This window comes from Saccharothrix luteola, assembly GCF_020859565.1.
Classification (GTDB): domain Bacteria; phylum Actinomycetota; class Actinomycetes; order Mycobacteriales; family Pseudonocardiaceae; genus Actinosynnema; species Actinosynnema luteola.
The window spans coordinates 61,878-74,191 of the sequence record NZ_JAJHUO010000003.1 but is presented as its reverse complement, the minus strand read 5'-3'; the positions used below and the strand labels follow the sequence as shown (position 1 = coordinate 74,191).

Below are 12,314 nucleotides of genomic sequence, written 5' to 3'. Positions count from 1 at the left end.
CCCCGCGGGCGCGGGGGGGGGGGGGCGTGGGGGGGGGGGGGGGGGGGGGGGCGCCCCCCCCCCCCCCCCTCCGCTAACCGAGCGCCTCGTCGTGCGCACCGCTCTCCCCGACGACCGGGCTCGCGAACCGCGACGCCAGCTCGGCGTTGACCTCCACGTGGCGGAGCAGGAACGCCCGCTCGTCCAGCCGCTTGCGCCTCAGCCAGCCGGTGACCTCGTCGTTGCACTTGCTCGCGTTGCACGACCCGCACGCGGGCACGATGTTGTCGAGCGTGTACCGCCCGCCGCGCGATAGCGCCTGCACGCAGTCCTTCTGGAGGGGCACCCCGGCGGACCCGCAGTAGGCGCAACCACCCCAGGCCTCCTTGAGCGCCGTCCACTGCACCGCGGAGAGGTCGTGCTCGACGCGCTCCATCCGGCGCTTCCGCTTGCGCGCGGCACGTACCCTCCTGCTGCCACCGACGGCCATGCGGGAACCTTACGCTCCGTCACCCCTCCGGCGCGGGCGGACCCGCCGGGCACAGCTGCGTGCCCCTTCGTCCACACCAGGTGTTCGTCGCGGATCGCCCTTCGCGTGTTCCTCAGACGAGCGGAAGGACCACCACGGTCGGTGTCGTGGGACGGGCCGATCCGCCCCGCGGCTCCACGGTCAGCCCCACGGCCTCCCTGCCGGTGAAGCCGCTCGCCAGCAGGGGTTCGGCCGGCCCGTCGGACGAGGTGAGCAACCCGGCCGGTCGCGGCCCGTCGGCGCCGATCAACCACAGCTGGTAGGTGCGGTCCTCGGGCAGTCGCGGCAAGCCGTGGGCGAGGAAGAGGACTTCGCCCACGGCGGTGGACGCCACCGCGGTGCCCGTGCCGCCGCCCGTCACCTCGCCGCGGACGAGCTTGGCGTCCGGTGCGGCCAGCAGGTCGGCCATCCGGCTGTGGTGGCCGTTGACCTGTTCCAGCGCTTGCAACTCCCGTTCCAGCCGGCGGTTGGTGTCCACGCCCTGGATACCCAGCGTGACGGCGACCGCGATGCCCGCCGCGGCGGCGAGCGCCGCGGTCCGGCGCAACCACACACCCGAGGTCCCGGTCGGGCGGGACGGCTCCGGTCCGGTGGCGGCGGCCTTCGCCTGGTCGTCCTCCGGTGGGAGCTGCCGGGTGTCGGCGATGGCGGTCAACACCCGGTCGCGCAGGTGCGAGGGAGGTTCGACGGTGGCCGCACCGGCCAGCAGCGCGGTGGTTTCGAGCAGTTCGGCCGTCTCCCGCGCGCAGGCCGAGCAGTGCCCGACGTGGTCCTCGAAGGCGCTGCGCTCGGTGTCGGAGACGGCGTCGAGCGCGTAGGCCCCGATCAGCGTGTGGACTTCGGCGCGCGTGGCGTGGTCGGTCACCGGTTCACCCCCAGGCAGTCGCGCAGTCTGATCAAGCCGTCACGCATCCTCGTCTTGACCGTGCCCAGCGGGATGCCGAGCACGGAGGCCGTCTCCGGGTAGGTGTAGCCCTGGAAGTAGCCGAGCAGGATGGACTCCCGCTGCAAGTCGGTCAACGCCGACAAGCACCTCCGCACCTGCCGCTGCTCGATGCGCGCGGCGACCTGCTCGCTGACCGCGTCGAACGGCGTCTCGACGTCGCGACGGGCGGCGACGTCCTCCCGCCGGGTCGCGGCCTGCGCGGAGCGGACCCGGTCCACCGCGCGGCGGTGCGCCATCGTCATCACCCACGCCGACGCGCTGCCCCGCTCCGGGTCGTAGCGGGCGGCGGTGCGCCACACCTCCACCAGCACCTCCTGCGTGACCTCCTCCGATTGCGCGTGGTCCCGCAGGATCCGCCGGACCAGGCTCAGCACCTTGCCCGCCAGCAGGTCGTACAACCGCTCGAACGCCTGGTCGTCGCCGCGCGCCACCAGGCACAGCAACTCCTCGGCCGAGGCGTCACCGGCGTCGTCGACGCCCACCACCGCTTGGAGCTCGCGCTCACGCCCTGCCATCGCGTCCTTCCGGTCGACTGGTCCCGACAGGCGTTCGTCGCCGGCCCGCCTTCGGTTCACCGACAAGGGAAGTGACGCCCGTCACACGAGCCGACCGGGTCGTCCAGCCACGGTTGTTGTTAGCGCTAACCCTCACCGCCGACCCTTGTCGACCACGATCCGGTTGCGCTACGGTGCGTTTGGGAGCGCTCCCAAACGCGCTGGCCGGCACCTGGCGACGATCTGTTCCGTCTCGGCATGTTAGCGATAACAAACCGATTGCCTTGTCCGCCACGACGAGGAGACACCATGACTCACCGCAGTGCACCGCGCCACCGTCGCAAGCGGACGCTCACGGCGGTCGCGATCGTCGTCGCCGGTGCCGTGACCCCCGCCGGTCTCGCCGACGCCGCACCGACCTCACCGTGCACCCCGGGCGCGAGCTACGGCCCACCGCTGCCGACCCGCGCGGTGACGGCCCAGCTCGTCCGGGGCGGGTTCAACTTCCTCGAAGGCCCGACGTGGGACCAGCGCACCGGCACCTTGCTGCTGTCGCACATGCAGCGCCCCACCGGTCCACAGGGCGTGCAACCGTCGGCGGTGCTCCGGCACACGCCACCGGCCACCTTCGAGACGTTCGTCGCCGACTCGGGCAGCAACGGCCTCGCGATCACGCCCGACGGCACGCGGTTGCTCGCCGCCACCCACGACAACCGCACCGTCTCCGCCTACAGCCTGACCGACCGCAGCCGCACGACCGTCGCGGCCAACCACCTCGGCCGCGCCTTCAACTCCCCCAACGACCTGACCACCGGCGCGGACGGCACCACCTACTTCACCGACCCGAACTACCAGCGCGGCAGCCGCACCGACGAACAGGGCGGGCGCACCGGTGTCTTCCGCGTCCGCGACGGCGTGGTCAGCCTCGTCGACGACACGCTGCGGCAGCCCAACGGCATCGTCCTGTCGCCCGACGGCAAGACGCTCTACGTCGGGGCCACCGCAAGCAACACGATCGTGAAGTACACCGTCCTCCCCGACGGCAGCACCGGCAGCCGCACGACGTTCGCGAGCATCCGGACGCCGGACGGCGCGACCGTCGACTGCGCGGGCAACCTGTACTGGGCCTCCTACGACGAGGGCCTCGTCCACGTGTTCTCCCCGTCGGGCGGACGGCTCGGCACCATCTCCGCCGGGCGCAACAGCACCAACGCGGCGTTCGGCGGCCCGGACGGGCGGACGCTGTACATCACCTCCGGTGTCTCCGGCAGTTTCGGCCTCTACCGGACGTACCTCAACGTGCCCGGGAACCCCTACTGAACGACACCCCCGGTGCTCAGCGAGGGACGACGGGGATCACGAGCTGGACGGGGACGCTGCCGCGAGGTCCCGTGTTGGCGACGTCGCGGTAGCCGCCGTCGGCTCGCCGCCGCTGGTAGGCGATGGTGAGCAGGGCCGGGCGGTGGGCGGTGACGGCGATCCGGTCGCCCCGGACGGTGACGGTGCCCGCGTCGGCGGGCCGCAGCACGGCGCGGACGCGGTTCTGCGGGTTCGTCAGGGCGAACTCGGCGCCGCGGGCACTGGTCACGTGGACCGTCGTGGTCCCGGAGCCGTCCGGGCGCGGGCGCAGCACCGGGTCGTCGGCCCGGATCCCGAGCGGTCCGACGCCCGACGGCAGCGGCTCGTCGGAGGTGGACGCGTCGACGGACAGGCCGTCCCCGAGGTGGAGGCGCGAGGTGTACAGCGCCCGGGAAGACGTGGTGGACGGACGCCCGTGGTGGACGTAGTAGAGCTGCGCGCCGTCCGGTGAGCCGATGACGCTGCCGTGCCCGGTCGAGTACAGGCCCTCGGCGGGGTCCTGCGCCAGCACCGGGTTCGCGGTGCTCTTGCGCCAAGGGCCGAGCGGGGTGGTGGCCGTCGCGTAGCCGACGCCGTAGAACTCGTTCTCGTAGTTGTTGGCCGAGTAGGTCAGGTGGTAGCGGGGGTTCCCGCTCGCGTCGACGGTCCTGATGGTGGTCGAACCCTCCGCCCACCGCCGGTCCTTCTTCGCGCCGCCCGACGTCGCGTGGTCGTGGACGTGCGCGTTCTCCCACGCCTGCGGGTCGGAGCCGTAGTCCAGGACGGGGACGTAGCCGTCCTTGCGGACGCCGGGCGGATCGTCCGGCGACCGGTTGCCGTCGCGGTACGCGGGCGCGATGGTCGGCATGGTGCGGCCCGTGGGATCACGCCACCAGTCGCCGGTCAGCTCGACGGCGTAGACGTTGGACTCCTCGACGTACTTGCCGAGCTCGTGGTCCCACACCCAGTTCCGGTAGGCGTTGCGGGAGAAGTAGAGGTAGATCCGGCCGTCGGCGTCGAAGAACACGTTGGGGTCGATGTAGGGGATGTAGGTGCCGAGCGGGGCGGTCCGGCCCTCCTCCAAGGTGGCGGGCGGCTTCTTCTGCTCCGCGTCCATGATCAGGTTGACGTCGTGGTACGCGGGGTCGTACGGGTGGTAGTCCAGCGGCGCCTCGGTGATGTCGCGGAACGGCCCGGCCGGTGAGCGGGACACCGCGACGCCGACCTTGCACGGCTCCTCGAAGTCGGCGTACCGGAAGTGCTCGGCCACACCGCGGTTCATCCTGGCCGCGTAGAACAGGAAGTACAGGCCGGTCCGCGGGTTGTGGTAGACCTCGGGCGCCCAGAACCAGTCGTGCGCCCAGTCGCCGTCCTGGCCGGCCCGCAGGGCGCCGCCGGGCAGGCGCTCCCAGGTCGCGAGGTCGGGCGAGCGGTGGATCGCGAAGTGGTGGCCGGGGTCGGCGCCCTCCGTGGAGTAGGCGTAGTAGTGACCGCTGGGGCGGTCGAACAGCACGAACGGGTCGGCGCCGGGGGTGTCGGCGGCGTTGTGGTAGGTCGCGTCGGTCGACCGGGTCGGGTGGGCCGAGGCCGGGACGGGCACGAGCGGCAGGGTCGCGAACACGGCGACGAGCAGGGCGGTGAGTCGCATCCCCGCATCGTGCCGCCGATCCCGCCCGCGCGGAACGACCTGGACGACGCGGGCCTCGGCTCGCCGCCAGGCGGGTGCGGGGATGCGCGCCGGATCCGGCCCCGCATCACGCCGCCACGCACTACCGTCGTTTCCCGACCGGGGAAATACTGGTCACCGAAGCATTCGGAGCCGGCTGCGCGCGGGTCGAATTCCGGTATCCGCCGGCCATCGCGCAGTCGTGACAGAACACGGAATCGTCGAATTGCCCCAACGGCTCGGCGTACCGGCTGATACGACAATCGGATCAGTCCCGACGGCAGCCTGACCGGAGGTTGCCACGCGAGGTGACCGCCGGATACGCTGAAGTCAGCCATCATGACGATAAGTCGAGGGGCGGTTGATTTGCGCTTCGCGAATGACGTTCCGCCACGCCGCCACGGCGCGTGGTGAACGTGAATTCAACCCCCATTCTCCTTGATGTGACCTTGCGCGACGGCGGCTATTTCAACGACCACCGCTGGACCACTCGCGAAGCCGCGTCGATCGTGCGCGCCGTCGGGGCGGCCGGTGTTCCGTACGCGGAAATCGGCTACCTGCGGCGCGCGCACGACCCGGGGCGGCCGACGGCCAGCTGCCCGCCCGCCTACCTCGACGCGCTTGCGACCGTGGCCGAACGACCGAAGCTCGCCGTGATGGCACGTCCCTCCGAAGCGCCGATCGAGCGCATCGCCGAACTGCCCGACCGCGGCGTCGCCATGGTGCGGGTGCTCGTCCCGGGCGGGTCGGTCGAGGCGGCGGAGCCGTACGTGGCGGCGGCCCGTGCGGCGGGCCTGGACGTGGCGATGAACCTGACGCGGGTCAGCGAGCGCGACCCCGAGGGGATCGCCGTGGCGGTCAAGGCCTGCGCGGACGCGGGCGCGCAGATCATCTACCTCGCCGACTCCAACGGCAGCCTCGATCCACGTTCGGTGTCCGAGCGGGTGAGCGCGGCGGTCGACGCGAGCCCCGTGCCGGTGGGCTTCCACGCGCACGACAACCTCGGGCTGGCGTTCATCAACACGACGACCGCGATGGCCGCGGGCGCGACCGCGGTGGACGCGTCGATCGCCGGCATCGGCAAGGGCGGCGGCAACCTGCGGCTGGAGGTCATCGTCGCGCACCTGATCGTGCGGCACGGCGCGGAGCTGCGGCTCGACCCGATCGCCGCCGACCGCACCACGTTGCCCACCCGGTTGCGGATGATCGCCGACGGCGGCTCGGCGACCGTGGTCAGCGGGCTGCTCGACGTGAACCTGGACGGCGCGGCCCACTTCGCCGACATGGTCGCGGCCGACGGGCTCGACGCGACGATCCTGGCGCTGACCGGCCAACGGCGACCGTCGGCCGGACCCACCCACGACAGCAGAGGTGCCGATGAGTGACTTCGTCGCGGAACTCGACCGGATGATCGACGAGCGCAAGAAGATGACCAGCTCGCTGTACCAGACGATCCTCGCCGGCAAGGCCACCCGGCGGTTGTTGCACGACTTCGTGCTGCACCGCTGGCCGATCAAGAGCTTCTGGACCCGCAACATCCTGGGCATCGCCTCGCGGATCGAGGACTACCGGCTGCGCGTGCTGCTCGTGGAGAACATCTACGAGGAGGAGACCGGCAGGCTGTCGGGCTCCGGCCGCCACCTGGACACGTTCGCCGCCTTCGGCGAGGCCGTCGGGGTCACCGCCGAGGAGCTCGCCGACGCGCCGGTCGTGCCGGAGACCGCGGCGGTCGTCGAGCACAACGTCCGGGTCTGCAACACCGACACCCACTTCACCCAGGGCGTCGCGTCGGTGCTGCTGCTGATGGAGGGCCAGCCGCCGATCGTGGACAAGGGCGGCAAGAGCATGCTCTCGGTGATGCGCGACGTCTACGGCCTGCCGGAGCGGGGGTACGAGTTCTTCGTGCACCACGCCTCGGCCGACGAGGGCGACGACGCGGTCAGCGAGCTGGAGGACGAGCACGCCGCCGCCGCGCGCGAGCTGCTGCGCCGCTACTGCGACACCCCCGAGCTGCGGCAGGGCGCGATCACCGCGCTGGCCGACGCGCTCGAGCTGCGGCACCGCCACTTCGACATGATCCTGCGGACGGCGTACGACCCGGCGGAGCCGGTGTTCCGCTACACCGCATGACGGCCGGCTCCGCCGACGGTCACGTGGTCTGGCCGCTGGTCCACCACCGGGGGCGGCTCGTGCCGCGCGACGAGGCGACCCTGCCGGTGGGCAGCATCGCGTTGCGCTACGGCATCTCGGTGTTCGAGGGTATCCGGCTGTACCGGCAGGATTCCGGCGGCGTCGCGCCGTGGCTGCCGCGACCGCACCTCGACCGGCTGCGCCACTCGTGCCGGCTCATGGGCCTCGACGACGAGTGCGCGGCCGACGTGCCCGCGATCATCGACGAGCTCGTCGCCGTGCAGGGGATCGACGAGGACGGCTACATCCGGGTCGCGGCGAGCGCGGCCAACAGCGGGGGCATCGACCAGGCCGCCGTGACCGCGTTGACGGTCACGATCACGCCGTCGGGCCGCAAGCGCTGGTTGGCCGACCAGGTGGGCATCCGGCTGGGGATCAGCGCGTGGCAGCGACCCTCGGACGCGGTGTTCCCCAGTGCCGCCAAGAACATCTCGGCTTACGCCGGGCCGCGCCTCGCGCTCGCGCAGGCCAAGCGCGAGGGCTACGACTCGTGCGTGCTGCGCACCGCCGACGGGTTGATCAGCGAGGCGCCGACGGCCACGGTGTTCCTCGTCGAGGGCGAACGCGTCGTCACGCCACGGCTCTCCGACCACGTGCTGCCCGGTGTCACGCGGGCGTGGGTCCTGGCGACCGCCTCCGCGCTGGGCTACGAGGCCGTCGAGGACGCGGTCACCGAGGAGCGGCTCACCGCCGCCGACGAGGTCTTCCTGTGCGGGACGGGCATCGAGTTCGGCCCGGTGCACGCGGTCGCCGGCGTGCCGCTGCCCGGCCGGCCGTCGGGTCCGGTCACGAAGGCGTTGGTGGACGAGTACTTCGCGCAGGTGCGTGGCGCCGCCGTGCCGACCGGAGTCGATCTCGGCCTGCCGGGTCGGCGGTCGTGACCGTCACCGGGCTGATCGACTGGCCGGCCGCCCTGCTCGCCGCCCACGCCGCCGTGGCGCGACCGGCGGACACCCGCACGGCCACCGAGCAGGCGGTGGCCGCCGGACCGGTCTTCCGGAACAAGGAGTTCCCGCTCTCGCCGGTTCCGGTGCTGGTCCGCGCCGACCGGGCCGAGCGGCTCGCGCCGCTGCTGACCCGCTACGCCGACCTGCTCGGCAAGGTCGTCGCCCTGTACCGGACGCGGCGGGAGGTGCGCGACTTCTACGGCCTCGGCCCGACCGCCGAGGTCTTGATCGACGCCGATCGCGCGGTGGGCGACGCGCCGTGGGTGTGCCGGCTCGACGGCTACCTGGAGGCGGGTTCGGAACGGCTGCGGGTGCTGGAGAACAACGCCGACTCCCCCGCGGGCACCCTGTTCACCGCGCGGATCAACGACGTGGTCGCGCGCATCCGGTCGAGTTCGCCGCACGCGATGACGTACACCGGCGAGCACCGCTTCCTCGACGCGCTGCGGGCCGCGGCCCGCGCCGCCGGCGAACGGGACGCGGGCCGCTGCGCCGACCCGTCGCGCATCGCGGTCCTCCAACCCGCGGGCGCCCCGAACGTGGAGAGCGTCGAGCTGGTGCAGAGCCTGCGCGCCGCCGGCGTGGACGCGTTCCTCGCCGACCCGCGCGGGATCGAGGTCGACGGTGACCGGGCGCGGTTCGACGGCAAGGTCGTCGACCTGTGCTGGAACAAGGTCAACACGGTGTCGTGGCTCGCGTACTGCGCCGACCCGGCGTTCGTCGACCGGTGGGCATGCGCCGTGCGGGACACCGCGATGGTGCACGTGAACCCGTTCGGCGCGCGGTACGTCGCGGAGAACAAGCTGGCGCTGGCGTTCGTGCAGCAGCCCGAGTTCGCCGACCTGTTCACCGCCGGGGAACGGGCGCTGGTCGACGGGTTGCTGCCGTGGTCGCGCAAGCTCACCCCGGACGCGGTCGACGACGACGGCGGACCGCTGGCCGACCGGCTGCTCGCCGACCCGCGCGAGTTCGTGCTCAAGCAGCCGTACGACATCAGGGGCGACGGCGTGACCATCGGCCACGACTGCGCTCCGGACGCGTGGCGCGACGCCGTCGCCGCGGGGCTGCGCGCGGGGCATCTCGTGCAGCGGCGGGTGGCGCCGGCCGGCTACCCCGTCGTGCGGGCCGGCTCGGACCAGGTGCAGGCCATGCCGATCAGCCTGGACACGTACCTGTTCGGCGGCCGGGTCGCCGGGTTCGGGGCCAAGGCGAGCCGCAACACCAAGGTCAACGTCTTCCAAGGAGGCCAGAAGTTGGCTGTGCACGTGATCGGCGGCGGCTCATGACGGACAGTGGCCGTGAGCTCGCGGCGTTCGGCACGTCGGCGGTCAGTGACGCGCTGGACCTCCTGGGCGTGTCGGGCGCGTTGTGGGGCGCCACGCGCCAATCCGGCTCCGGAGTGGTCGTCGGCCCCGCGTTCACCGTCGGCTTCGAGCCGGTGGCCGAGGGCGAGCGCGCCGCCGCCGCGGACTACATCGACGACGTGCCGCCGGGTTCGGTCGTCGTGCTCGCCAACGACGGCTCGCACTGCACGGTGTGGGGCGACATCCTCGCCGAGGTCGCGGTGGCCAGGGGCGTCGCCGGGACCGTGATCGACGGCTACTGCCGCGACGTCGACGGCATCCGCGCGCTCGACTACTCGGTGTGGGCGCGCGGCGCGTTCATGCGGTCCGGCAAGAACCGCGCGCGCATGGTGGCCGCGCAGCAGCCGGTGACCATCGGCGCCGACGGCGACCGGATCACCGTGCGCCCCGGCGATCTCGTCACCGCCGACGGCAGCGGTGTCGTCGTCGTGCCGGCCGACCTCGTGGCGGAGGTGGTCGACACCGTCACGCGGGTGGCCGACGTGGAGGCCAGGGTGCTCGCCGACGTGCGGGCGGGCGTGCCGCTGCGGGTCGCACGGGCCGTCCACGGGTACCACGACGTCGCGCGGCGGTGACGTGATGACCGGGCTCGGCGTGCCGCTGCGCCCCAGGGCGATCTTGGAATTGCACGCCCCCACCCGACGAGTCGGAGATCAGCGAACTCTGAGAACTGGTCGCTAGATTCATCAACGACATTCCCGCACCAGTTCAGGAGGCATTCAGTGAGATCGACTTCCCGGGCCGTCGGACCGGTGCTCACCCTCGTCGCGGCACTGGCGCCGCCCCTGGCCGGCCCGGTGGCCGCCGCGTCGGCGGAGACGACCCCACAAGCCCACACCTGGCACCTGCAGGACTGGGGCGACCCGCAGCGGATGTGCGTCCAGCACGGTTCCGGCGACCAGGTCCACCGGTCCTACTTCATCTTCGCGGTGACCGGGACCTGGTCCACGAACCTCTACTTCGGAATGCACGGCCTGCCCCCGGGCTGGACCGCCACGGAAAGCCACCTCCCGCCGGGTTCCAACCACCCCGACCCGGACGACGGCGCGACGACGATCAACGGGTGGATCCTCGTGGACGGCCCGGTGTCGGTTCCGCTGGGCGTGTACGACGCGAAGATCCGGGTGTCGGACGGCACCGTGACCGAAACCGCCCCGACCGAGATCGTCGTCACCGCCCAGTCCTGGCTCGACTGCATGCAGGCATGAGCCTGACCGCCGGGCAGCGCCGTGCACCGCGACCGGCTCACCCCGAGATGAACCCCGGCGCCAGGTCCACCCGCACGCGCTCCGGGTCCTCTTGCAGCACGACGACCGTGGCCACCTTCTCCCGACGCCACCCCACCGGCAGCAGGAACCAGCGGCTGTTGGCGTACAGCAGCGGTCGCAGGCCGTTGTAGCGGAACCGGTAGGCACTGGCCTCCCCCGTCAACGGGGTCGCGCTCACACCCGGCCCGGACAGGTGCAGGTCGTCCCGGCTGTAGACCACCGCCTGGGCCTGGAGCGGCAACGACAGCTCGCGCAGTCGCGCGGCCTCCAGCCCTCGCGACTGCGCGATGTTCGTCACCGCCCAGAAGACCGCCGTCACCACCAGCGCGAGCAGCACACCCCGCCGGAGCACCACTCCCGACCGCACCACGCCCCGCGCCCCCTCCGACAGGACCGCGTAGCGGTCCGCCAGCCACGCGCCGTAGTCGACCAGCAGCCCCGCCGCGGCCAGCGAGAGCGGCGCCACCAGCCCGCGCGGCTGCCCGAACAGCCCGCTCAGGCCGACCTCCGCCAGCGCGATGACGGCCACCACCAGGACCAGGAGGACCCAGCGGGCGCACCGGCCCCACCGGGCCAGCACGGCCCGCAGCGCCAGGTGCAGGGTCACGACGGCGGCGGCCACCAGCAGCACCGTGATGAGCGACCGGAAGAGCAGGTTCGGGCTGATGATCAGGTAGTCCGTCGGCTGGAGGTCCAGGACGCTCAGGCTCACCCCGAAGTAGGAGTAGAACGTCCCGGCGCTGACGTAGCCGAAGTAGTAGAGCAGCGCGCCGACGGCGCCCGCCGGTCCGAGCAGCACCAGCAGGTCGACGGACAGGCGCCAGAACGAGCGCTCCTCCCCCGGCGGCGCCGTGCTCACGAGCCGGTCGTCCGGGGCGGCGGCGTCGGACTGGGCCACGACGGCGTGCCCGTCCCGGTGCCCGTGGTCGGTGGACGGCCGGTGGTCCTGGTCGTCGTCGAGGTCGTCGGAGGAATCGTCGTCGTGGACGTCGGCGCCACTATCGACCGCGCCGCGACCGTGGCGCCGCTGCACAGGTCCGCCCGCCGCCGGCAGATGGTGCTCCCGGGACCGGGGTCCCAGATCTTGACCACGCCGATCTCCTTTTCGCCCGCCACCAGACCCATGATCACGCAGGGCGGTTGGTGGCACGGCGGCTGGGACGACGGCGAGGTGGTGGCTCCCGCGACCGGAGGGGAGGGGAGCACCGCCACGTCCGCGATGCTGTCGATGCACTTGTCGGAGATCCCCGGAATGCCTTCGACCTGCTCGCACGCCCGCTCGATCTCGGCCAGCTGCTCCCTGCTCAGCCCGACCGCGGCGACGTCCGTGACCTGGTCGGACGGCCTGCCCGGCACGGTCAGGGTGGCCGGGACGGGCGTCGCCGCGGACGTGGCGCCCCCGGTCGATCCGCCGTCGCCGCACGCGATGGCCGACGCGACCAGCGCCGCGAACACCAGGTTGCTCCGGATCATGGTGCGGCCCACGACATCACCTCCACACCGGGGATCGCGGAGTGGCGGAAAGCTCGTCCAACCAGACTAGGTGAACCCGTCGCCGCCGTCCCCCGACGTCGCCCGATCGTGGGACCTGTG

The 12,314-nt window shown here is 72.4% G+C and carries 13 protein-coding genes; 7 read left to right on the top strand and 6 right to left on the bottom strand.

All coding sequences use genetic code 11. The features are described 5' to 3' along the window. Positions 1-73: 73 nt before the first annotated feature. From LNK82_RS03715 to sigK, 3 genes are all read right to left on the bottom strand, one after another. Positions 74-469 carry an HNH endonuclease gene (locus LNK82_RS03715; RefSeq protein WP_230565494.1) on the bottom strand — a complete coding sequence of 132 codons (396 nt, stop codon included), beginning with the start codon at positions 467-469 and terminating at the stop codon, positions 74-76. A 112-nt stretch (positions 470-581) separates the two neighbouring features. Continuing rightward, on the bottom strand, positions 582-1,373 hold the full coding sequence (locus LNK82_RS03710) for an anti-sigma factor (RefSeq protein WP_230565493.1): 792 nt from the start codon (positions 1,371-1,373) through the stop codon (positions 582-584). Then, positions 1,370-1,969, bottom strand: coding sequence for an ECF RNA polymerase sigma factor SigK (sigK, locus tag LNK82_RS03705; RefSeq protein ID WP_230565492.1), 600 nt, complete (start codon positions 1,967-1,969; stop codon positions 1,370-1,372). The genes LNK82_RS03710 and sigK overlap by 4 nt, the downstream gene beginning before the upstream one ends. A 288-nt stretch (positions 1,970-2,257) precedes the next feature. On the opposite strand from sigK, the gene LNK82_RS03700 reads away from it, so the two are divergent. Further along, positions 2,258-3,268, top strand: coding sequence for an SMP-30/gluconolactonase/LRE family protein (locus LNK82_RS03700; protein WP_230565491.1), 1,011 nt, complete (start codon positions 2,258-2,260; stop codon positions 3,266-3,268). A gap of 16 nt (positions 3,269-3,284) precedes the next feature. Here LNK82_RS03700 and LNK82_RS03695 read toward each other — a convergent pair whose 3' ends face one another. Further along, positions 3,285-4,934: a family 43 glycosylhydrolase gene (locus LNK82_RS03695; protein WP_230565490.1), complete on the bottom strand. Its 1,650-nt coding sequence runs from the start codon at positions 4,932-4,934 to the stop codon at positions 3,285-3,287. A gap of 461 nt (positions 4,935-5,395) precedes the next feature. Here LNK82_RS03695 and LNK82_RS03690 point away from each other — a divergent pair, with 461 nt between their 5' ends. From LNK82_RS03690 to LNK82_RS03665, 6 genes are all read left to right on the top strand, one after another. Next, positions 5,396-6,337 carry a hydroxymethylglutaryl-CoA lyase-like TIM-barrel protein gene (locus LNK82_RS03690; protein WP_230565489.1) on the top strand — a complete coding sequence of 314 codons (942 nt, stop codon included), beginning with the start codon at positions 5,396-5,398 and terminating at the stop codon, positions 6,335-6,337. Beyond that, positions 6,330-7,082 (top strand): iron-containing redox enzyme family protein, encoded by a 753-nt coding sequence (locus LNK82_RS03685; RefSeq protein ID WP_230565488.1) that lies wholly within the window; start codon positions 6,330-6,332, stop codon positions 7,080-7,082. The genes LNK82_RS03690 and LNK82_RS03685 overlap by 8 nt, the downstream gene beginning before the upstream one ends. Continuing rightward, the gene (locus tag LNK82_RS03680; RefSeq protein ID WP_230565487.1) at positions 7,079-8,023 is read left to right on the top strand and encodes an aminotransferase class IV; all 945 of its coding nucleotides are present in this window, start codon (positions 7,079-7,081) and stop codon (positions 8,021-8,023) included. Before LNK82_RS03685 ends, LNK82_RS03680 begins: the two co-directional genes overlap by 4 nt. Beyond that, complete coding sequence (locus LNK82_RS03675) at positions 8,020-9,375, top strand: hypothetical protein (protein WP_230565486.1); 1,356 nt, start codon at positions 8,020-8,022, stop codon at positions 9,373-9,375. The genes LNK82_RS03680 and LNK82_RS03675 overlap by 4 nt, the downstream gene beginning before the upstream one ends. After that, a complete protein-coding gene (locus LNK82_RS03670; RefSeq protein WP_230565485.1) occupies positions 9,372-10,028 on the top strand; it encodes an RraA family protein in 657 nt (218 codons plus the stop codon). The genes LNK82_RS03675 and LNK82_RS03670 overlap by 4 nt, the downstream gene beginning before the upstream one ends. Before the next feature lie 147 nt (positions 10,029-10,175). Then, on the top strand, positions 10,176-10,661 hold the full coding sequence (locus LNK82_RS03665; RefSeq protein ID WP_230565484.1) for a DUF5980 family protein: 486 nt from the start codon (positions 10,176-10,178) through the stop codon (positions 10,659-10,661). A 37-nt stretch (positions 10,662-10,698) separates the two neighbouring features. On the opposite strand, the gene LNK82_RS03660 is transcribed toward LNK82_RS03665, so the two are convergent. Together LNK82_RS03660 and LNK82_RS03655 are read right to left on the bottom strand one after the other, a co-directional pair. Then, positions 10,699-11,619, bottom strand: coding sequence for a hypothetical protein (locus tag LNK82_RS03660; protein ID WP_230565483.1), 921 nt, complete (start codon positions 11,617-11,619; stop codon positions 10,699-10,701). Continuing rightward, positions 11,577-12,206 (bottom strand): hypothetical protein, encoded by a 630-nt coding sequence (locus tag LNK82_RS03655; protein ID WP_230565482.1) that lies wholly within the window; start codon positions 12,204-12,206, stop codon positions 11,577-11,579. Before LNK82_RS03655 ends, LNK82_RS03660 begins: the two co-directional genes overlap by 43 nt. Between the last annotated feature and the right edge of the window lie 108 nt (positions 12,207-12,314).